The organism is Vibrio sp. 10N.239.312.C11 (assembly GCF_041466065.1).
Taxonomy (GTDB): Bacteria; Pseudomonadota; Gammaproteobacteria; order Enterobacterales; family Vibrionaceae; genus Vibrio; species Vibrio tasmaniensis_A.
In genome coordinates, this window is sequence record NZ_JBFSRZ010000011.1 from 26,725 (window position 1) to 47,921 (window position 21,197).

The window sequence follows — 21,197 nt, forward strand, 5'->3', positions numbered from 1 at the left end:
TTGCGTAATGTAACAAAATGGAATGAAACAATGATTACAACGAATGTTAATTCGTGACTTAGATCGATTACTTTATAGTGTTCTGCAAGGCGCCTCCCAAAGCTGCTCAATCGATGCGCAACTGATATCGATAATATTAGCCCATTCATTTCACCTATTTATCGATGAATCTCATCCCTTATCAGCTTTTCGAATAAAAAATGAAATTTTAGAATTTCCAGTAATATGAGAGGCTCGTCATAATGCCTATATCAAGGACGTATCAGGCAGATGAATAGCAAGGATAGCTCAAAACGAAGCTTCTGTTTTCTTCTAGTGCCAATACTCCCATTCACTCAAGTGGATGAGTTAAATCCCATGCTTGGCAAGACCAAGTAATGAATTGCTCGTACTGCGAGCCTTAAAGGAAGCACTGAAATGGACCAAGAACGTTTAACCCACCTAAAACAGCTTGAAGCGGAAAGTATTCATATTATCCGTGAAGTTGCTGCTGAGTTTGATAACCCAGTGATGATGTACTCCATCGGTAAAGATTCTTCTGTGATGCTTCATTTAGCTCGCAAAGCGTTTTATCCAGGCAAGATTCCATTCCCACTATTGCACGTTGATACGGATTGGAAATTTCGCGAGATGATTGAGTTTCGTGATCGTACGGCTAAAAAGTACGGCTTTGACCTTTTAGTACATAAGAACCCAGAAGGTATTGAGATGGGGTGTAGCCCATTCGTACATGGCTCTTCTAAGCACACTGACATCATGAAAACTCAAGGCCTTAAGCAGGCGTTAAACAAGTACGGGTTCGATGCCGCTTTTGGTGGTGCGCGTCGTGATGAAGAAAAATCTCGAGCAAAAGAGCGTGTTTATTCTTTCCGCGATAAGAACCATACATGGGATCCAAAAAACCAGCGTCCAGAGCTTTGGCACACCTACAACGGTCAGGTTAATAAGGGCGAAAGCATTCGTGTTTTCCCGCTATCTAACTGGACTGAGCTCGATATCTGGCAATACATCTACCTAGAGAGTATCGATATTGTTCCACTTTACCTTTCAGACAAACGTCCTGTGGTTGAGCGTGATGGCATGCTGATCATGGTTGATGATGACCGTATGGAACTGCAAGAAGGTGAAGTGATTGAAGAAAAAAGCGTTCGTTTCCGTACTTTGGGATGTTACCCACTAACCGGAGCCGTTGAATCTGAGGCGAATACGCTAACAGGTATTATTGAAGAGATGCTGGTGGCGACGTCCAGTGAGCGTCAAGGTCGAGCGATTGACCATGATCAGTCGGGCTCTATGGAGCTGAAAAAGCGCCAAGGTTATTTCTAAGAATCTAAGGAAAGAAAAATGAATAGTGCAGTAGAAGCCGAATTGGCTGAACTAGGGATTGAAGGTTATCTAAGTCAGCATCAGCATAAATCTATGCTTAGATTTTTAACTTGTGGCTCGGTAGACGACGGTAAAAGTACCTTAATCGGTCGCTTGCTCCATGATACAAAACAGATTTATGAAGATCAGTTAGCAGCAGTTCACTCGGATAGCCAACGAGTGGGTACCACAGGTGAGAAACCTGACTTGGCATTGCTTGTTGATGGTTTACAGGCTGAGCGTGAGCAAGGCATCACGATCGATGTGGCTTATCGCTACTTCTCGACTCAAAAACGTAAATTCATTATTGCTGATACCCCAGGGCATGAGCAGTACACGCGTAATATGGCAACAGGCGCTTCAACGTGTGATCTGGCTGTGATCTTGATTGATGCTCGTAAGGGCGTACTGGATCAAACACGTCGTCACTCGTTTATTTCTAACCTGCTTGGCTTGAAGCATTTCATCGTCGCAGTCAACAAAATGGATCTCGTCGACTATTCGCAAGATCGTTTTGAGGAGATTCGCGATCAGTACCTAGAGTTTGCTGAAAACCTAGAAGGTGAAACTAACATTCAGATCTTGCCCGTTTCGGCACTTGAAGGCATTAACGTTGCTGCGCCAAGCAAAGAGCTTGCATGGTTCGAAGGTCCATCGCTATTAGAAGTGTTAGAGAACGTAGACATTGACCAAAAACGTTCTGCGGGCGAATTCCGTTTCCCTGTGCAGTATGTCAATCGTCCTAACTTAGATTTCCGTGGCTTTGCCGGCACCGTGGCTTCTGGTCGTGTCAGCGTCGGTGATGAAATCAAGGCGTTGCCTTCAGGTAAAACCTCTAAGGTGGCAAGCATTGTGACCTTTGATGGTGAACTTGAATCAGCACAAGCGGGTTTGGCGGTAACACTGACTCTTGAAGATGAAATCGATATCAGCCGTGGTGATTTGATTGTGCTAGAAAATGCACAGATTGAATCAACCAACCATGTATTGGCAGACATCGTGTGGATGACAGAGCAACCACTGCAACCGGGTAAAGCTTACGACATCAAGATCGCAGGTAAGAAAACCGTCGGTCAGGTTGAAACGGTTCGTCATCAATATGATATCAACAACCTGTCGACTCACGCTGTTGATGAGTTGCCACTGAATGGTATTGGTTTGTGTGAATGGTCATTGAACGAGACCGTCGCGCTGGATAAATACCGTGAGAGTGCGGACACCGGTGGTTTCATTGTTATCGACCGCCTGACTAATGTGACGGTTGGTGCTGGTTTGATTCGAGACCGTTTGGACTCTGTTGAACAGCAAGTCGGTAACTTCTCTGCATTTGAACTTGAGTTCAACGCATTGGTACGCAAGCACTTCCCTCATTGGGATGCCAAAGATCTAAGCCAACTACTGAAGTCATAAACGACCAAGTAACAGCTTATTGAATCAGGCGGAAACCGATTGTTTCCGCCATAAAGGACGGGTATATGTGGCAACAAGGATTTGTATTAGCGATTTTGCTCGGCATCATTACTTGCCTGCTCGTTACCCGTATTAAGCCAAGCTTTATCTTTGCTGGCGCGGCTTTTATTGCTTTTATGGCTGGTATGATCGACTTGTCGAGCCTAGCCAATAACTTCACTAACTCCTCGTTACTGACTTTAATTCTTCTGATCCTCGCATCAAGTGCGTTGGAGAAAACTCGCTTAATCAGCTGGGTTAGCCGCAATATCTCTGAAGGTAGGCTAGGTACCGTGGTTGCGAAGTTGGGTATTTCCACAGCGCTACTTTCTTCTTTTACTAATAACACAGCGGTGGTTGTCTCTTTGATCGGTGCGATCAAACGCAATCAACAGCACGCGCCATCTAAGTTACTTATCCCTTTGTCATACGCTGCCATTTTAGGCGGAACCCTGACATTGATCGGCACTTCAACCAATTTGATCATCAATAGTTTTGTTGAAGATGCGGGATTGCCAAGCTTAAACTTTTTCACACCAACCTTGATCGGTTTAGCGGTCTTGGTGGGTGGTGTTTTGATTCTTATCCCTCTGAGTTACTTCTTACCAAGCTACGATGATGGGTCGCAGGACGATCTGCCTTACTTTCTAGAGGCGCGAGTTGAACCTGGCTCACCGTTAGTTGGCCGCAGTGTTAGCGAAAATAATCTCAGAGCTTTGAGAAAATTGTTCTTAGCCGAAGTGATTCGCGACGGTAAGACCACGGCTTCGATTGACCCTGATTTTATTCTTCAAGCTCGTGACCGGTTGCTGTTTTGTGGCGACGTTGAAAGCGTAGCGACACTACAAGAAATTCAAGGGTTGACCCTGTTTGGCCAGCATCACCTTAACGGCCAGAGCTTTGTTGAAGTGGTGGTGAGTTCGTCGGCAAGCTTCTGTAATAAAACCCTCAAAACAAGCCAGTTTAGAGACCGTTTCGATGCAGTTGTAGTTGCTATTCGTCGTGGCCATGAGCGCCTTGAAGGTGGGCTAGGGAATATCACATTGACCGCTGGTGATACCTTGATTTTGGTTCCCGGTAAACGCTTTGAAGAACAGCGCCAGCAACACAACAAAGAGTTTGTGTTGATGAATGACTTGGACTCGAGTGCCAAGCTTGATGCCGATAAATCGACGTTTGTGTTGCTCGGCTTTGCCAGTGTGATTGGGTTATCGCTCGCTGATGTAGTCCCTATTATTAAAGGGCTAGCGGGATTTTTATTATTGCTAGTGGCATTTGGTGTAGTACAACTTGGTGAGCTTCGCCGCCGCTTCCCCGTCGATATTGTCGTGATCGTTGGTTCGGCACTCTCTATTGCTCAACTGATGATTTCATCTGGGTTGTCTGAGCGAATGGGGCTGATGTTTATGGAAGCCTTTAATGGCTGGGGCGTGTTTGGAGCGCTAGTCGCGACCTATTTCATGACGTTGGTCCTGACTGAGTTGGTGACCAATAATGCGGCCGCGGCACTCTCGTTCCCAATTGGCTACAGTATGGCTGTCGGTTATGGCGTTGACCCAATGCCGTTTATTATGGCGGTTCTGTTTGGTGCCAGTGCCAGTTTTATTTCGCCATACGGCTACCAAACCAACTTACTTGTTTATAGCGTAGGTAATTACCACCTTACGGATTATCTGCGCATCGGCATCCCAATCTCGATTGTTTATTCGGGTTTGGTGCTGACCCTAATTCCTTATTTTTTCCCATTTTAATGCTGTTTATTTAAAGGACTAATTATGACCGCAGTACTCAAACCAAAAGATGAGAATGTTGTGTGGCATCAACACTCGATTGATAAAACATTCCGCTCTGATCTGAAATCACAAAAGCCAGCCGTGCTCTGGTTCACGGGATTATCTGGTTCTGGGAAGTCGACAGTCGCTGGAGCATTAGAAAATCGCTTGGCACAGCTTGGTTACCATACTTACTTATTGGATGGCGATAATGTGCGTCATGGGTTATGTAGCGACCTTGGCTTCTCTGAGCAGGATCGCCGAGAGAATATCCGTCGTATTGGTGAACTTGCTAAATTGATGGCGGATGCGGGTTTGATTGTATTGTCAGCGTTTATTTCTCCACATCAAGCGGAGAGACAGTTGGTGCGTGATTTATTGCCGGAAGGTGAGTTTCTTGAGGTGTTCGTCAATACACCACTTGAGGTTTGCGAACAGCGTGACCCTAAAGGCCTGTATAAGAAAGCACGTGCTGGAGAGATCCCGAACTTCACAGGTATTAGCTCAGTGTACGAAGCGCCTCAGAGCCCTGAGATAGATCTACCCGCGGGCGAAAAGACACTCGATGAACTGGTCGAATTGTGTATTGATGCTTTAGAGAAGCGTAATATTTTATCCAATTGAGATCGATGGTATGACTAAGGCTACTCTCCTGTTTATCTGCTTAATTCACTGCGGATAAATAGTGCAGCCTTGGTTTTCCGAGACAAGAACCTTATCCTCTAGATTCTCTTCACTCTTATCAATACTCTTCACAGCGTACACCGTCTATTTTTTACAGTATCGATTGTCTAGACGGTGTAGTTCACACTGCTTTTAACTTCTGTTTGAACCGTAAATTTTTGGCTCAATAGCGCAATCAGCTGGTCGTAATACTGCGTGTTAGGCTTGTTGCCAAGTAAGTTGCAAAGCTCATTGCCTGTTGGACTGAATCGGTAGTAAATCAGCTTCACCCCTTTTGATAATGGTGCCAGTGACATGCCCTTACCTTGATAAGTTAAGTGCAGAGCTGGATCGAAATCAATCTCTCCAGATTCTAGTTCTGCGCCCAGAATAATCCCGAGTTCAATCAAGTGGAGCAAGCTAGAGTAGGGAAGGTTGTGTCCACCAAGATTGATGGTGTTGGTGGTGTCCCTTTTACCAAAGCTGAAGATTCCAGCATGGGATTTAAAGCCGAGTAACAGTTTTCTGCTGTTATCACTACCAAAGCTACAACCAAGTGACGCTGCTCTTTGCAGGGTGAGCGCTTCTTTTGGTGTCATGTCTTTTAAGATCTGCAGCGCTTTCATCGAAGTGGAGCCTGGGTTGGTGACTTCTCGTTTCAGTACTTGAGCCCATAGCCTCTGCATCGATGTATTGTGGATCTCTTGTGCCATATCGAAGAAACGGTATAGCCAGTCCTGGTCAGGGTCTCCAGCCGCTTCATCCTTACATGAAGAGTGTGCCAACTTTAGAATCTGTTCTAGGTTCTTTTGGCGAAGTTCTCTACGTTTTTTCTCTCGTAATAGTGCCCGTTCGATAAGCGTACTCTCAGCTTTATCGTTTGGCTTTGCACTATGACTAATTAAGGAATCTAGGCCGAAGCTTTGTGCGATGTGCCGCATTCTGCTTGCACTGTCGGCAATATGAGGCTTTTTCTCATGCTTTTGCTGTGTATCGCTAGCATGCTCAATGATCACTGGCTGTTTGGTTTCTGACATAAGAGTACCCTAAGGAAACGACTTAACTGTCTAAAATGTAACTCTTTATCTTATTGGTGGCTAGATTTTGCGTGCAGAGTTGAAGGTTTCAACAAAATTTTACTTTTGCTAATGATAATAAAATGTTAAATTTGTTGTAATTCTCAAGGAGGAGTTATGAATCAAGTCAATGATAACAAGCTGAAGAAACAGCTTAGTATAGGGTTATTACTCGCTACTTATGTCGCTGTTCTAGCGTACTTGTCTAATTACATCGCATAATTTAGAATAAAATTATCGTTATTAAACTGTTATTGAATGATCTCACTCGTTCAGTGACGGCAGCTCATCCTTGAGCCACCCTTCTAATGACTACATGTCGTCATATTCTTCAATCGCAGTACCTTCAATAAGATAACCTGTTTGAGCTAAGTCGTGGCTTATTGACTCGGTTTTTAGTGTACCTACTAAATAAATCACATCCCATAGCTGCTGTATTGGTGCACCTTTAGGGAACTTCACGTAGATGATTTGGTTCGGCGGCGGTGGCGGTACGTGGATACATGCGCCAAAGTACGGCACTAACAGAAACTCAGTGATCATGTTCTCATCGCCTTCCAATGGAATCACAAAGCCAGGAATCTTGACTGTGCTGCCATTCAGCTCTGGGCGAACAGCGCCAAGTGTCGATTGTTGAGGTTTGTCCATACTGTCGTGGTTAACCATCGGCATGCCAAATGAGTCGAGTTGTGCTCGCTCTGACTCTGGAATCAAGTCAATCCAATCGAGTGTTAATACCGATTCGTCAGTCTGAGTGGTTTCAGCGTGAGCTGTGCTGATAAATGGGAACATAAGTAACCCAAGTATCAGTAGGAATTTGCGTTGCATCGTAGGTTCCTATTTTAGATTCGAATAGTCATGCCATCAGACAATGACTGACGGTAAGCTCTGAAAGCGGGAATAAAGCCAATAATGATTCCGGCAACTTGCACCAACATAAGCAGTTTCCACTCATGAGGTGTGATTGCGGATATCGATATGTTGATACCATAACTTTGTTGCACAATAGGAGCAACTACTGCGATTAGCGCAAACAACACGGCAACACCCAATGTGATACCGAGGAAGGTTAGGGCACTTGCTTCACTGATCAGTAAACCGAACACATGACGAGGCCTTGCTCCCATCGCGCGCAGAATGGCCATCTCTCGACGTCTTTCTTGCAAGCTAGTGAGTAGACTACTCAGCATCCCTAACAGTCCCGCGATTACCACAAACCCTGAAACAATCAGTAGTGCTTGCTCTGCTACGGCCATCATTCCCCACAATTCGTGAAGCGCAATACCTGGCATAATGGCGCTCAACGGTTCTTGGCGGTAGTTATTGATTTCTCGTTGCAGTGCAAAGGTTTGGATCTTCGATTTAAGGCCAACCATCATCGCGGTAATCTGCTTTGGTTGGAAGTCACGTTGCTTTAGCGCTTCAGCATTCGGTGTGTGGCCTAGGTTAGCCCCCGATTCCCAACCAACGTGAATCGCTTCAATGGCCTCTAACGAAACATGCACCGTTTTATCTACTGGTGTGCCGGTTGGCGCGAGTATTCCGACAATGGTGAAGGGCAGGTTGTCGTGGCGACTGAAGGCGACATCACTGATACCGTGCGCCAGAATGATGTGATCACCAATCTTGTAATCTAACTTCTTCGCGACATCGGCACCAATCACGACATCAAATAGCTGATTGAACTCTTTGCCTTGTTGAAAAGTAAGTGGTTGCTTACTTCCATAGCGATAATTATCAAAGTAACTATGGTTAGTGCCCATTACACGAAAGCCTTTATGTGAATCTCCCAATGAGATGGGTATCGCCCACTTTACTGCATTGTGCTGGCTAAATTCTTGATAGCTTTTCCAGTCGATGTTGTTGGTTGCATTACCAATCCTAAATACCGAATAAAGCAGTAGGTTTACCTGACCAGAGCGGCCACCAACAATAAGGTCGGTACCTGAAATCGTATTAGCAAAACTGCTCTTTGCTTCGGTTCTTACACGTTCAACACCGAGTAATAGAATCACTGACACTGCCACGGTGAGAATCGTCAGAATAGCGGTGGCTTTACGGTTGAGTACGCTTTTTAGGGCTAAGTGAGTAATTACTTTCATACGACAACCTTAGCTTGGTTAACGGTTTTTAAATCTATGGTTCGGGTGAACAGCTTTTCTAATGTTGGATCGTGACTGACAAATATCAGAGTAGACCCGGCTTGATTTGCTTGCTCTAGTAACAATTCGATGAAGGCTTCTCGGTTGTCATGATCCAAAGCCGAGGTTGGCTCGTCGGCAATAATGATTTTCGGTTGGCCGATCAAAGCACGAGCGGCAGCAACACGTTGTTGTTGACCAATGCTCAATTCGGTAACAGGCTTGTCCATTAGAGCTTGAGGTAGCTTTAATCGTAGTAATAATTCTTGAGCGGTTGCTTGCAGGCTGTTCTGACTTTCAGCAACTTGCTGCTTGCGAATCTTAGAAAACTGACAAGGAAGCGTCACGTTGTCGATGACTGACAAGTAAGGAAGCAGGTTAAATTGTTGGAATATATAACCAATATGATCGGCTCTGAACTTGTCCCTCTGACGAGGTGTTAGCTGTGTGAGGTCTTGGCCAAGGATAGATACTTCGCCTTGTTCAGCTTGGTTGATTCCGGTCAGTAACCCTAACAATGTTGATTTCCCGCAACCACTAGGCCCTTTGATGAAAAGGTGCTCTTGGGCTTGGATATGCAGTGAGGGGATCTCTAGCGTTGGGGGTAATTCAGGCTTCCAACGAAAGCTGATATTTTCGAGTTTGACCACAAGTGATGAACTGTCAAAAGACATATTAGCTCCAATGATTAAAGCGGTGTATTTACTGGATAGCTATTAGAAAAATAAATTCCCAGAACACACCGATTTGCACAACCAAGTAAGTGACTACTTACTTGGCTGCGTATCTACGTTTAATTCAATCTAATACGGATTAGAATCGAAAACTAATACGATCTGCGTTAAGCACTTCTTGAATTTGAGCGCTGTCAGTTAGAAGGTTTACCGTCATTGATTTTGTGTTGCTGAACTTAGAGAACCATTGAGTGCTCACGGTATCTAGCTTCGCAATATCTGAACATTGGTAATGGTACTCGACAGTGAATTCGCCGTGCCCACCTTCTGAATGGTCGTGGCCTTCATGGTCATCATGATCGTGTTCTGCATGGTCATGGCCTTTGTGGTCATGGTCGTGTTCTGCGTGATCATGGCCTTTGTGGTCGTCATGATCGTGTTCAGCGTGGTCATGGCCTTTGTGGTCATCATGGTCGTGTTCAGCGTGGTCATGGCCTTTGTGGTCGTCATGATCGTGCTCTGCGTGGTCATGGCCTTCATGGTCATCATGATCGCCTTCCAAGGTGTTCGTCACCGACTTGAACTTCAGAGTACAGCTTGCATTTTTGAAACCAAATAGCTCATCTGGCTTGTTTAATTGCGCAATCGCTTGTTCAAATACTTTCTTTTGCTCAGCAGTTTCTGGAGCATGTTCAAAGCCAACCACATCAGCGCCGGGAGCTGTTACTTCAACAAGTAGTTCTTGCCCATCTTGAGCGATGTTCACCTCAACTTTACCGTGCACGTGTGCTTCGTGAGAGCGGAATTCTTCGTTAGCTAGAACATTAGTAGAGACAGTCATACCGATAACAACGGCTAGAATAGTAGGTTTCATGTTTTTTTCCTGAATAAAGGTTAATTAAAAAGTAGTGGTAATTAAGAAATCTTTACAGGAGGTGAACGTGCTAAATAAGCGAAATACAGGCGCTGTAACGAAACGACTGACTCTGTGATAGCGACAGTAAATTCCGAATGGAACTCTGGGATCTGTGGAAGTGAATGCGCCGTTATGAACTGATTTATCGAAAACAGCTCACAATGATGTGAAGAGTGATGATGTGGGTCGATATCCACAATATGTGTCGCTGCTAACACGCTCAACATGAGCATCAGCCCAAGCAAGAAGCCTGTTTTACGTTTCACATTATTAGGTGTGTTTTTCCACATCAGGATGATTAACCACAGAATTAAAAAAGGATACTGTTATAATATAACAATATCCTTTGGTCAGGTCTCGAAAAAGACGCGAATATCTTATTAAAGGCTCGCTTTAATCAACTCAATAACTTGAGTGACTTCTGAGTCGTTTAATGCCCCTTCTTTAACAAACAATATTTTACCTTGCTTGTCTTGAACGATAATCGCTGAGCTCTCTTCTTTTAAAGCCCATGATGACGCTACGGTTCCGTCTTCATCTAGCACCATAGAAGACCATGGAAATTCTTCTTTGCTACTTTCTGCTGACGATTTAACAAAAGATCCAGTTCCCCAAATCGCATCATCTTGGTTGATGATGGTAGTGGTTTGGTAGCTGTCTTCTGTGAATTTCGATGCTGTAATTGCTGCCATCAGTTGTGCGTTGAGCTCTTTCGAGCTGCTACGACCAGCAATTGCTTGAACGACGCGAACTTTACCTAGAAGATCATTGGTTGCCCAAGCTTGATATCCAGTATTTCCGTCGTTTAGTACGATTTCACCATAGTTGCTAACATCGACAGCAGGCAGAGTTGCACCGACTGATAGATTATGAGCATTGGCGAAAAGTGGAGAGGCTGCGGCTAAAAAAGCCAGTAGAGTTTTGTTTTTCATTATATTTTTGTTCCGCTTATTGGTTTGCTTTGGAAGTATAATATGAAATTTGAAAAATGCCTCTTTAACTTTTTTATCGTACGGCGTAGAAATAAGTTGCAGGCTTGTTACCAAAAGGTATAATGCATCAATATCGAGATGAACAATAGATTATCTTGCTGTTTGCTAAAGGAATTAGCGATTGAATGTGCTTTGAATACGTTGGTGTTCAGGTACGTGGCTGTAGTACTCAAATGGAATTGAGGTTGTATTATGTTAAGAAAATTTTCTACTTACCGTCCACATCAGGTGGCGCGTTTCGTTAAAGTCCTGTTCAAAGGCAAGTTTGCTATAGAGGGTATCGGAGAGTTTCGCTTCGACCAAGGCAAGGTGCTTCTTCCTGAAGTTTCAGACAAACAAAAGCTCACTATTTTTAAAGAAGTTAACGGCACGATTGCTGCGCTGCCGGTGTAACTGACTGTTATAGATTTGCATTGCGTCAAATAGATTTCCAATGAAAAAGGGCTTCCTAGCGGAAGCCCTTTTTTAATGGATGTTGTTCTAGTTTGTATGCCTAATACCAATCGTAGTAAATAACTGTTCATCCTAGCTGGTTAAAACACTCGATAACATCGTTAGAAATTTTGATTGTAGAATAACTACTTATCGAAAATTTCTGCCTTGTTCTCAAGCATTTTTCCTGCGCTATTTATGATCACTTACTTACTGTGATTGGTATAACACATTATTGCGGAGGGAAGCACACACCTGTTCCACCCAATCCACAATAACCATTCGGATTTTTAGCTAGGTATTGCTGGTGGTAGGTTTCTGCGAAAAAATATTTTCCAGCTGGCAGAACTTCCGTTGTGATTTCGTTGCCTAATGATTCAGTCATTGCTCGTTGGTATTCACGTTTAGAATGCTCAGCGATAGTCTGTTGTTCTTCGCTGAAGGTGTATATCGCAGAACGGTATTGAGTCCCTAAATCGTTGCCTTGGCGCATCCCTTGAGTTGGGTCATGACGCTCCCAAAAGGTTTCAAGTACTTGAGCGAGAGATGTTTGTTCGCTATCAAAAATGACACGAACGACTTCGGTATGGCCAGTTTGTCCGCTACATACCTGCTCATAAGTGGGGTTCATCGTGTATCCACCAGCGTAGCCAACAGATGTTGAAATAACGCCGTTCAACTGCCAGAACAAACGCTCAGCTCCCCAGAAGCATCCCATACCAAGTAGGACTTCTTGTTGAGAACCCGTAGGAGTATTGAGCAAGTCAGTTTGATTGACGAAATGGCGCTCAGTGATTCGGATTGGGTCAGCATTTCCCGGTAATGCGGTTGCTGCGGAAACCAGTTGTTGTTTGTTTAGCATGTTATATTCCTTTTCGCATACGTTTACCGCGTTAGTTAACATTAGATCTAGGTTTATATTAACTGGAGGCTCATATTAACGGCCGGTTAATATTGATTAAGTCTTTACATTAGACCGTGTTATTGCCGGATTTATTGCAGACTCAATGTCGTTTTAGCGGTATGATTTCTTTTCACTTATTAACGTATTGATAACTTCTTCACCAATTAAACATGATAAGAAAAACTTTACCAGTTCTGATTGGCACTCTACTGTCATCGACGCTCGCTTTTGCTGACGTTTCCCTTGATATTAAAGGGTTGGATGGCGCGCTTGCAGATAATGTGGATGCTTATCTGAGTGCGATTCCTGAAGAAGAGTATTCGGTCTCATTAAGATTTCAATCTCGCTTGGAGTCGATGATCAACGAAGCGTTGAATGCATTAGGCTACTACCAACCTAATATCACATTTACTCATTCTGAAGATGATACCGAATTGACTGTTACGGTTGAGCCGGGAGAGCCGGTTGTTATTTATGCTTCAGATATTGTTCTGACTGGTGAAGCCAAAGATGATCCTGATTTTTGGGCCTTAATAGCTAAGAGCAAGTTGTCTAAAGGTTCGATTTTGAATCATGGTAATTATGACTCTTTAAAATCATCGATCCGCAATCTTGGATTAGCGAAAGGTTACTTCGATGGGGCGTATGATCTTAGTAAGCTAGAAGTGGCTCCTGAATTAAACCGCGCTTATGTTCGTCTTCATTACAACAGTGGTATTCGTTATCACTTTGGCTCTACTCAGGTTACTGGTAGCCAAATAGAAGAAGAGAAGGTGCAGTCACTTAAACCATTTGAAGATGGCGAACCTTACTCGATAACCAAAGTTGGCGAATACAACCAAAACCTTTCCAATACGGATTGGTTCTCTTCAGTCTTTGTTGAGCCTGATTTAAGTCAATTGGGTGAAGGTCGAGAAATTCCGATGAAGGTAAGCCTTGCTCCGCAAGCGCGGAACCAAATTGAAACGGGTATCGGTGTATCAACAGACTTGGGTGTAAAAGGTACCCTTAAATGGAAGAAACCTTGGGTTAATGAGAAAGGTCATAGTTTTAATAGTAGTTTATCGATCTCCAAGCCTGAGCAGACTATTACGGCGGCTTATAAAATCCCATTGGATGACGTGCTTAATGACTACTATCAAATTAAGTATGGAATGAAGAATCTGGATAACCGTGATACCAAGAGTTTGGAGTCAAACTTAGCCTTAGAAAGGTACTGGCGTCTAGATAATGGCTGGCAACGCACGGTATTCATTCGATACCTAGTCGAAAACTATAAACAAGGTTTACAAGACGATTTGGCGCAGTTTGTGTTGCCAGGTGTCTCTTTCTCACGCACTCGAACCCGAGGCGGTTCAATGCCGATGTGGGGCGATAAACAAACCATCATGGTTGAAGCGGCTGATGATACCTTGTTATCTGAAACCCAAGTCGTACGTTTTCAAGGGCAAACCGCATGGATTCGAAGCATTGGTAATAACCACCGAGGTTTAACCCGCCTTCAATTCGGCGGAAACTTTGCGGACGAATTTGATAAGTTATCTCCTTCTTTAAGATTTTTTGCGGGTGGTGATAATAGCATCCGTGGTTATGGCTATGAGTCTATCTCTCCTCGAGATGAAAGTGGCGCACTAACGGGTGCGAAATTCATTGCAACCAGTTCGTTTGAATACCAATATCGCTTAGTTGGGAATTGGTGGGGAGCGGCTTTCTACGATATTGGTGATGCATTCAATGACACGCCAGAGTGGAAACATGGTACTGGTGTAGGGATTCGCTGGGCGTCCCCCGTCGGTCCTGTGAGTTTAGATTTTGCTTGGGGTCTAGATGCGAAAAAAGGTGATGAGTTCCAACTGCACTTTAGTTTAGGGCCAGAATTATGATCAAAGTGGTGGGTCAGTGTATAAAGTGGGCGTCGATTTCATTGACGTCGATTTTGCTATTGTTAATCGCCCTACTAGGTTTTGTTTTGTTCACCAATTCGGGGTTGAATACTGTGTTGTGGGGCGCCGAAAAAGCATTGCCACAACTGAAAGTGGAAAGTACTAAAGGCGCTCTTTTCCCAAGCTTTACGCTTAACAATGTCGAGTTCAAAGATGATAGCCTACATATCGATACCAAGGTTGAAAATTTGACATTGGCTATCAATCCGCGCTGTCTGCTCGACCCTCAAGTGTGTGTTGACCGCTTAGCGATTCAAGGGCTGGATTTCGCACTTACTGAATTGCCACCAGCTTCTACAGAAGCGGCAGAACCTACTCCGCCCGTAACATCGGTAAAAACACCACTACCAATCTTCATTAATCGAATCGCTTTATCTGATATCAAACTGAATATCTTAGGTCATGAAATTGAATGGGGTTTGTTCTCTACTGCCCTGAGTATGCAGGGGGAAAAGCTGACAGTATCGCCAACCTTATTCAATGATCTTAAGGTTAAACTTGCAGAGTCTACTGAAGATCCACAATCAGAAATCGTCGAGCCAGGTACTGCAACTAAGACAGCTATCGAGTTGCCTGAAGTTTGGATTCCTTTACAGATTGTGTTGGAGCGTTTTGATCTCAACCGTTTCACTCTAGAACAAGAAGCGCCAATTGTTGTGAATCACCTCGGGTTAGAAGCTCGCGCGGGTAAACACACGGTTGACGTTTCCAGTCTCGAACTCGATATGCCACAAGCAAGCGCGAACCTAACGACGAAGGTTGAGCTCAAGGGCGGCTATCCGCTAGAGCTTTCTTTGGGTGCGTTGGTGAAAGAAACCGATCTTGCTGGTCAGAAACTGTCTCTGAAAGCACAAGGCAGCGTGGCTAAGTTAAGCCTAGAGTCTCAGTTCTCCGAATTGATTGAGGCAAAGTTGTCTGGGGATATTCAACCCTTAGAACCGACTCTGCCATTTGACCTTGTTTTAGAGGGAGGTAAAGCGCAATGGCCTTTGACAGGTAAAAGTGACTACCAAGCTGCAATTGAGAAATTCAAAGCCGATGGTTCATTAGATGGTTTTAATGTGCAGCTTAAAGCTGAAGCAGATGGTAAGGAGATACCTGCCTTAACAATAGATCTGCAAGGTAAAGGCACCACGGAACAGATTGAACTTGAACGCTTGAAACTGAATACCTTGGGTGGCGAACTAAATGGTGTAGTTAAAGCTAACTGGAAGAAGCTCGTTAATTGGCAAGCCGATGTGACGCTCAAAGACATTCAACCTGGACTACAGTGGCCAGAAGCCGAGGGTAATATTAGCGGAAGCATCGTCACTTCGGGTGAACTGACACAAGCGGGTGGTTGGGCGATTGAACTGCCTAAGCTCGATATTGAGGGGATCCTACGAGAATACCCTCTGGATATCAAAGGGCAGTTGTCAGCGTCAGATCGCAGCGCGAGCGGTGAACCTAAACTGAAAACCAGTGGTTTGAGCTTGGCTCACGGTGTTAATTCGATTAAGGCTCAAGGGCAACTGGATAAGCAATGGGGTATGGGCGTTGCGATTAATTTCCCACAGTTAGATAAGAGTGTTCCAGAGCTGACGGGTAAAGTGATGGGTAATATCCAGCTTAGTGGCCCAACGAAAGAGCCAAAGGTCGATTTCGCGCTTAATGTTGATAAGGTCGATTGGAATAACGAAGCAACACTAGAATCCTTATCACTTAGTGGCTCGGTGGTTCCCCTGCCATTGCCTGAAGCTCAAGCCGATCTTGTATTAAAAGCTAAGAACTTGAGTTATCAAGAACAAAATGTGGAAAGCATTGATTTAACCGTGAATGGCGGTGAGAAGCAGCATACCGTAACACTTGATGTGATATCCGACATCGTGTCGACCAGTTTGGCTATCTCTGGAGAATTGATTCAGAAGCCTTCTCTTATTTGGGATGGGTCGTTAGACAGAGTCAGAATTACCACTCAGCAGGGGCCTTGGGTATTAGATCAACCTGTCGCAATTCAGGCGGATGTCGATAAGCAGTATGCCGACGTTCAAGCGCACTGTTGGAAGCAATCGGGTTCGAGTGTATGTCTGGATGAAGACGTGCGTGTCGGAAAGTCGGGTGAGGCCAAATTGGCGATCAACCAATTCGATTTCGAACAGATTAAAGCGCTCATGCCTAAAGAAACGCAATTACAGGGCTTAGTTAATGCGACGGCTCATGCCAAGTGGTCAGAGCAAGGTGAACCTGAGGTGACGGTAAGCGTCGATATGCCGAAAGGTCAGGCTGTTCAACAAGTTGGTGAGCCAATCACACTCGGTTGGGAAAGCGTTGCATTGAATGCCCAACTAAAAGACAACCAACTGAACGCCGACTTTAAGTTGGATGTGTCTGACAATGGTGACCTGTCTGGCACGGTGTCGTTACCAGACATTCTCGCAGAAGACAAAATGGTCGATGCGGCAATTAAGCTGACAACCTTCCATCTGGACTTCTTACAGCCAATCCTCGGCGAATACAGCCTGTTGAAGGCCGATCTTGAGAGTGACCTACAGGTAAAAGGCTCTTTGATGCATCCTCAAGTCTTTGGTCAATTCTCTGTTGATGGTATTCAAGTCAAAGGCGATGTCACACCAGTCGATATTAAAGATGGTCGTATTGACCTCGATTTTGACGGCTACAGCGCGAAGTTAGATGCCAATGTTGAAACACCCGATGGTCACCTTGATATCGAAGGCTCCGGGGATTGGCAGGATCTTAAAGCATGGCACTCTAATGTCAGAGTGTTTGCCGACGAGTTGATGGTTGATATCCCGCCTATGGTTAAGGTGAAGGTCGTGCCTGATATGACCATTGATGTCACACCGGAATTGGCGAAAATCACTGGTGATATCGCATTACCGTGGGGACGTATTGTTGTCGAAGACTTACCACCGTCAGCGATCGGCGTCTCTTCTGATCAAGTTATCTTGAATAAAGATCTTGAGCCAGAGAGCGAGGACACGATTCCATTCAATGTGATGACCAATATTAATATCTCCATTGGCGATGACTTTAAACTGTCTGCTTTTGGTCTTGAAGGTGATTTGGTCGGCAAGCTCAACGTGGCTCAAAAAGACCAAGGTCCTTTTATCACAGGTGAGGTAAATATCGTCGATGGTACTTACCAATCCTTTGGACAAGATCTCTTGATCAAAGAAGGTAAGATTCTAATGAATGGGCCTCCGGATCAGCCATATGTAGCGATCAATGCGATACGTAACCCTGATAATACTCAGGATGATGTGACTGCTGGTATTCGAGTGACAGGCCCGGCGACAGAGCCGACCATCGAAATTTATTCTGATCCTGCGATGCCGCAAGCCAACGCGTTGTCTTATATTTTGCGTGGTCAAGATATTGATGGTGAGTCGAATGGTTCAATGACAACGACCTTAATTGGCTTAAGCTTGGCGAAGAGCGGCAAGGTTGTCGGCGAAATTGGTGAGGCTTTTGGCGTACAGGACTTGCAACTGGATACTGCAGGCTCTGGAGATGATTCCCAGGTTACGGTCAGCGGCTACATTCTCCCTGGTTTACAGGTGAAGTATGGCGTAGGTATCTTTAACTCGTTAGGTGAGTTTACTGTTCGTTATCGATTGATGCAGGATCTCTATGTTGAAGCCGTATCGGGGCTAGACAGTGCCGTGGATCTTCTCTATCAATTTGAATTCGAGTAACACTTGAGTCGTGATTGATTTGCGGATGCGAATGCTGAGGAGGGGTTATGCAGCAACTTGTTTTTGTTTATGGAACCTTGAGGCAAGGTCAGTCCAACCACCACTATTTGCAGCAGTGTAAGTGCTTAGGAAGGTTTGACACCCCTGAGGAATACGCTCTTTTTGATTTAGGTGCCTATCCGGCGATGATTTCTGGAAAGAAAAATGTCGTTGGCGAGGTCTATATCATTAACGATGAAGTTTTGGCTTCGCTCGATCGGCTAGAAGATGTTCCTGTTGAGTATCGTCGCGAACAAATAGAGACTATATTTGGACTAGCATGGGTATATTTGTATCAGCTTGATCTAACGGCTAATAAAGAAATACTTTCGGGTGACTGGTGTAAGCGGGACAATTCGTAATAGTTACCTATCCGTAACATCTATGTATTCTGAGTTGTAGAACAAAAAGCCAGCATGTAAATGCTGGCTTTTTTAATGGCGTTAACTTGAAAAATAAGCGAGACGGTTAGTCTCGGTTAAGTTCAAGGAACTCTTCTACCTTTTTCACCATGTTCTTAGAACCGACAAAGAAAGGCACACGTTGGTGCAGTTCTGTTGGTTTTATATCCATGATGCGTTGGGCGCCATCGGAGGCAATACCGCCAGCTTGCTCCATGATGAAGGCTATTGGGTTGCACTCGTACAGCAGACGCAGTTTACCTTGAGGGTGGCTTTGTGTACTTGGGTATAAGTAGATACCGCCTTTCAGAAGATTACGGTGGAAATCTGATACTAGAGAACCGATGTAACGTGATGTGTAAGGGCGATTGTCGCTTGGCTCATTTTCTTGGCAGTACTTGATGTACTTCTTAACACCCGTAGGGAAGCGAATGTAGTTACCTTCGTTGATGGAATAAATCTTACCTTCATCAGGGATCATCATGTTTTCATGAGACAGACAGAAGGTGCCCAGAGATGGGTCGTAGGTGAAGCCATTTACACCTGCACCAGTTGTGTAAACAAGCATAGTTGAAGAGCCGTAAATTACGTACCCCGCGGCTACTTGCTTGTGTCCTGGCTGTAGGAAGTCTTCTTGTGTTGGTGGGGTACCAACAGGCGATACTCGACGATAGATAGAGAAGATTGTACCAACAGATACATTGACATCGATGTTTGAAGAACCATCAAGTGGGTCCATCAGAACGACGTATTTTGCGTTTTTGTTGAGCTCTTTATTGAAGGCGACAGCTTCGTCTTCTTCTTCACTTGCAACACCACAAACTTGATCACGAGCTTCTAGAGCCGCTTTAAACTTGTCGTTCGCGTAAAGGTCTAGCTTTTGCTGTTCTTCACCTTGAACGTTGTCTGTACCAACAGCGCCAGTGATGTCGACTAGACCAGCCTTGTTGATCTCACGGTTAACAATTTTTGCAGCAAGTCGAATAGACGACAAAAGGGATGATAGATCACCGCTTGCATGGGGGAAGTCACTCTGTTTCTCAACAATGAACTCACCAAGGGTGCGCATCTCAGACATGTTATTTCCTTAAACTTCTCTCAATATTAGGGGGGATTTGAGCACTATAGAATTTGCCTCTTACTTGGGCTTTATTCACCTAGACGCCTACTTAAATTCTAAAGGTTAGATCTTTTTAATGGTAATGAACTAAGCGACGCAGATCTCACTTACTATGTCGACTAAATTTGTTTTGCATTGCTACTCGCTTTTAATCGCCATTTAATGATAATGAGTGCAGTAGTTTGATTTAGACATGGTTCATTTAGCCAAGCGTTTGGAAGCAATTTATGCATATTCATATCTTAGGAATTTGTGGCACCTTCATGGGAGGTGCTGCGGTATTGGCTCGTCAATTAGGTCACAAGGTTACCGGTAGTGACGCGAATGTTTACCCACCAATGAGCACTTTGTTGGAGTCTCAAGGGATTGAAATTATTGAAGGGTTTGACCCAAGCCAGTTAGAACCAAGGCCAGATCTCGTGGTGATTGGTAATGCGATGAGTCGTGGCAACCCGTGTGTTGAGTATGTATTGGATAACAACCTTAGATACACGTCAGGGCCGCAATGGTTGCAAGAATTCTTGTTGCATGATCGTTGGGTATTAGCGGTATCGGGAACGCATGGCAAGACAACAACATCGAGCATGCTGGCTTGGATTTTAGAAGACTGTGGCTATGCGCCTGGCTTCTTAGTGGGCGGCGTGTTGGGTAACTTTGGTATTTCTGCTCGCCTTGGTGAAAGCATGTTCTTCGTGGTCGAAGCCGACGAATACGACAGTGCTTTTTTTGATAAACGATCTAAGTTCGTTCACTACCACCCAAGAACCTTGGTAATGAATAACCTCGAGTTCGATCATGCTGACATCTTCGATGATCTTGAGGCGATTAAGCGTCAGTTCCACCACTTAGTGCGCACTGTGCCAGGTAATGGCCGAATTTTCTCTCCTAAAGAAGATACGGCTATTCAAGATGTTTTATCTCGCGGATGCTGGAGTGAGATAGAATCGAGTGGTGAACAAGGTGATTGGGATGCCAAGAAGCTGGTTAAAGACGGGTCTCAATTTGGAGTGTACTTCCAAGGCGAATGCGTAGGAACTGTCGACTGGGATTTGGTTGGCGACCATAACGTCAATAATGCTTTGATGGCAATTGCAGCTGCGCGACATGTAGGGGTGACATCTGATTTAGCGTGTGAATCGTTGGCGAAGTTCATCAACACCAAACGTCGTCTAGAGTTTAAAGGCGAAGTGGCAGGCGTTTCTGTCTATGACGATTTTGCTCATCACCCAACGGCAATTGAACTTACGCTGGGCGGCTTACGTAATAAGGTCGACACGAAAAAAATAATTGCCGTTTTAGAGCCTCGTTCTGCCACGATGAAGCGTGGAGTGCACAAAGAAACGCTGGCTGATTCGTTGATGCAAGCGGATTCTACTTACTTATTCCAACCCGATAACATTGATTGGTCGGTACAAGACGTCGCCGATGCGTGTCACCAACCCGCGCACGTGAGTGATGATATGGATGCATTCGTTGCTAAGATTGTCTCTGAGGCAAAAGCGGGTGACCAAATCTTGGTAATGAGTAATGGTGGCTTTGGTGGTATTCACCAGAAACTGTTGGATGGATTGGCACTCAAAGGTTAACGCATCCTCGACCTTATAATTTGAAGTAA

At 44.6% G+C, this 21,197-nt stretch carries 18 protein-coding genes; 9 read left to right on the forward strand and 9 right to left on the reverse strand.

Going from position 1 to position 21,197, the window contains the following annotated elements; genetic code table 11:
- Positions 1 to 381 precede the first annotated feature (381 nt).
- The 4 genes from cysD to cysC all read left to right on the forward strand — a co-directional run bounded on the left by cysD (position 382) and on the right by cysC (position 5,210).
- Positions 382 to 1,326 carry a sulfate adenylyltransferase subunit CysD gene (gene cysD / locus AB6D07_RS07130; protein WP_226974827.1) on the forward strand — a complete coding sequence of 315 codons (945 nt, stop codon included), beginning with the start codon at positions 382 to 384 and terminating at the stop codon, positions 1,324 to 1,326.
- A gap of 18 nt (positions 1,327 to 1,344) precedes the next feature.
- Positions 1,345 to 2,775 (forward strand): sulfate adenylyltransferase subunit CysN, encoded by a 1,431-nt coding sequence (cysN, locus tag AB6D07_RS07135; RefSeq protein ID WP_017103589.1) that lies wholly within the window; start codon positions 1,345 to 1,347, stop codon positions 2,773 to 2,775.
- Positions 2,776 to 2,840: 65 nt separating this feature from the next.
- Positions 2,841 to 4,565 (forward strand): SLC13 family permease, encoded by a 1,725-nt coding sequence (locus AB6D07_RS07140; protein ID WP_017080873.1) that lies wholly within the window; start codon positions 2,841 to 2,843, stop codon positions 4,563 to 4,565.
- Positions 4,566 to 4,589: 24 nt separating this feature from the next.
- Positions 4,590 to 5,210, forward strand: coding sequence for an adenylyl-sulfate kinase (gene cysC / locus AB6D07_RS07145; protein ID WP_017103588.1), 621 nt, complete (start codon positions 4,590 to 4,592; stop codon positions 5,208 to 5,210).
- Positions 5,211 to 5,377: 167 nt separating this feature from the next.
- Here cysC and AB6D07_RS07150 read toward each other — a convergent pair whose 3' ends face one another.
- The 7 genes from AB6D07_RS07150 to AB6D07_RS07180 form a co-directional block, all read right to left on the reverse strand.
- On the reverse strand, positions 5,378 to 6,286 hold the full coding sequence (locus tag AB6D07_RS07150; RefSeq protein WP_017103587.1) for a TIGR03899 family protein: 909 nt from the start codon (positions 6,284 to 6,286) through the stop codon (positions 5,378 to 5,380).
- Between the two features lie 351 nt (positions 6,287 to 6,637).
- Positions 6,638 to 7,153, reverse strand: coding sequence for a DUF3299 domain-containing protein (locus AB6D07_RS07155; RefSeq protein ID WP_004735277.1), 516 nt, complete (start codon positions 7,151 to 7,153; stop codon positions 6,638 to 6,640).
- 14 nt (positions 7,154 to 7,167) lie between these two features.
- Positions 7,168 to 8,427, reverse strand: coding sequence for an ABC transporter permease (locus AB6D07_RS07160; protein ID WP_017103586.1), 1,260 nt, complete (start codon positions 8,425 to 8,427; stop codon positions 7,168 to 7,170).
- The gene (locus AB6D07_RS07165; protein ID WP_017103585.1) at positions 8,424 to 9,140 is read right to left on the reverse strand and encodes an ABC transporter ATP-binding protein; all 717 of its coding nucleotides are present in this window, start codon (positions 9,138 to 9,140) and stop codon (positions 8,424 to 8,426) included. The genes AB6D07_RS07160 and AB6D07_RS07165 overlap by 4 nt, the downstream gene beginning before the upstream one ends.
- Before the next feature lie 139 nt (positions 9,141 to 9,279).
- Positions 9,280 to 10,014 carry a DUF2796 domain-containing protein gene (locus AB6D07_RS07170; RefSeq protein WP_371707689.1) on the reverse strand — a complete coding sequence of 245 codons (735 nt, stop codon included), beginning with the start codon at positions 10,012 to 10,014 and terminating at the stop codon, positions 9,280 to 9,282.
- 41 nt (positions 10,015 to 10,055) lie between these two features.
- Entirely contained in the window at positions 10,056 to 10,346 is a 291-nt protein-coding gene (locus tag AB6D07_RS07175; RefSeq protein WP_012604884.1) for a DUF2607 domain-containing protein, read from the reverse strand.
- 90 nt (positions 10,347 to 10,436) lie between these two features.
- Positions 10,437 to 10,988: a YtfJ family protein gene (locus AB6D07_RS07180; protein WP_017103583.1), complete on the reverse strand. Its 552-nt coding sequence runs from the start codon at positions 10,986 to 10,988 to the stop codon at positions 10,437 to 10,439.
- 252 nt (positions 10,989 to 11,240) lie between these two features.
- Between AB6D07_RS07180 and AB6D07_RS07185 the strand changes: the two genes are divergently transcribed.
- Positions 11,241 to 11,441: a DUF1107 family protein gene (locus AB6D07_RS07185; RefSeq protein WP_017103582.1), complete on the forward strand. Its 201-nt coding sequence runs from the start codon at positions 11,241 to 11,243 to the stop codon at positions 11,439 to 11,441.
- A 271-nt stretch (positions 11,442 to 11,712) separates the two neighbouring features.
- Here AB6D07_RS07185 and msrA read toward each other — a convergent pair whose 3' ends face one another.
- Positions 11,713 to 12,342 (reverse strand): peptide-methionine (S)-S-oxide reductase MsrA, encoded by a 630-nt coding sequence (gene msrA / locus AB6D07_RS07190; RefSeq protein WP_017103701.1) that lies wholly within the window; start codon positions 12,340 to 12,342, stop codon positions 11,713 to 11,715.
- Positions 12,343 to 12,554: 212 nt separating this feature from the next.
- Between msrA and AB6D07_RS07195 the strand changes: the two genes are divergently transcribed.
- Genes AB6D07_RS07195 through AB6D07_RS07205 form a run of 3 tightly spaced genes read left to right on the forward strand, consistent with a single transcriptional unit; the run spans position 12,555 to position 18,423 of the window.
- Complete coding sequence (locus tag AB6D07_RS07195) at positions 12,555 to 14,267, forward strand: autotransporter assembly complex family protein (RefSeq protein WP_017103700.1); 1,713 nt, start codon at positions 12,555 to 12,557, stop codon at positions 14,265 to 14,267.
- On the forward strand, positions 14,264 to 18,022 hold the full coding sequence (locus AB6D07_RS07200; protein ID WP_017103699.1) for a translocation/assembly module TamB domain-containing protein: 3,759 nt from the start codon (positions 14,264 to 14,266) through the stop codon (positions 18,020 to 18,022). The genes AB6D07_RS07195 and AB6D07_RS07200 overlap by 4 nt, the downstream gene beginning before the upstream one ends.
- Before the next feature lie 47 nt (positions 18,023 to 18,069).
- Positions 18,070 to 18,423 carry a gamma-glutamylcyclotransferase gene (locus AB6D07_RS07205; protein ID WP_017103698.1) on the forward strand — a complete coding sequence of 118 codons (354 nt, stop codon included), beginning with the start codon at positions 18,070 to 18,072 and terminating at the stop codon, positions 18,421 to 18,423.
- A 106-nt stretch (positions 18,424 to 18,529) separates the two neighbouring features.
- On the opposite strand, the gene fbp is transcribed toward AB6D07_RS07205, so the two are convergent.
- The gene (gene fbp / locus AB6D07_RS07210; protein WP_009847754.1) at positions 18,530 to 19,540 is read right to left on the reverse strand and encodes a class 1 fructose-bisphosphatase; all 1,011 of its coding nucleotides are present in this window, start codon (positions 19,538 to 19,540) and stop codon (positions 18,530 to 18,532) included.
- Between the two features lie 269 nt (positions 19,541 to 19,809).
- Between fbp and mpl the strand changes: the two genes are divergently transcribed.
- On the forward strand, positions 19,810 to 21,168 hold the full coding sequence (gene mpl, locus AB6D07_RS07215; RefSeq protein ID WP_017103697.1) for a UDP-N-acetylmuramate:L-alanyl-gamma-D-glutamyl-meso-diaminopimelate ligase: 1,359 nt from the start codon (positions 19,810 to 19,812) through the stop codon (positions 21,166 to 21,168).
- Positions 21,169 to 21,197 lie beyond the last annotated feature (29 nt).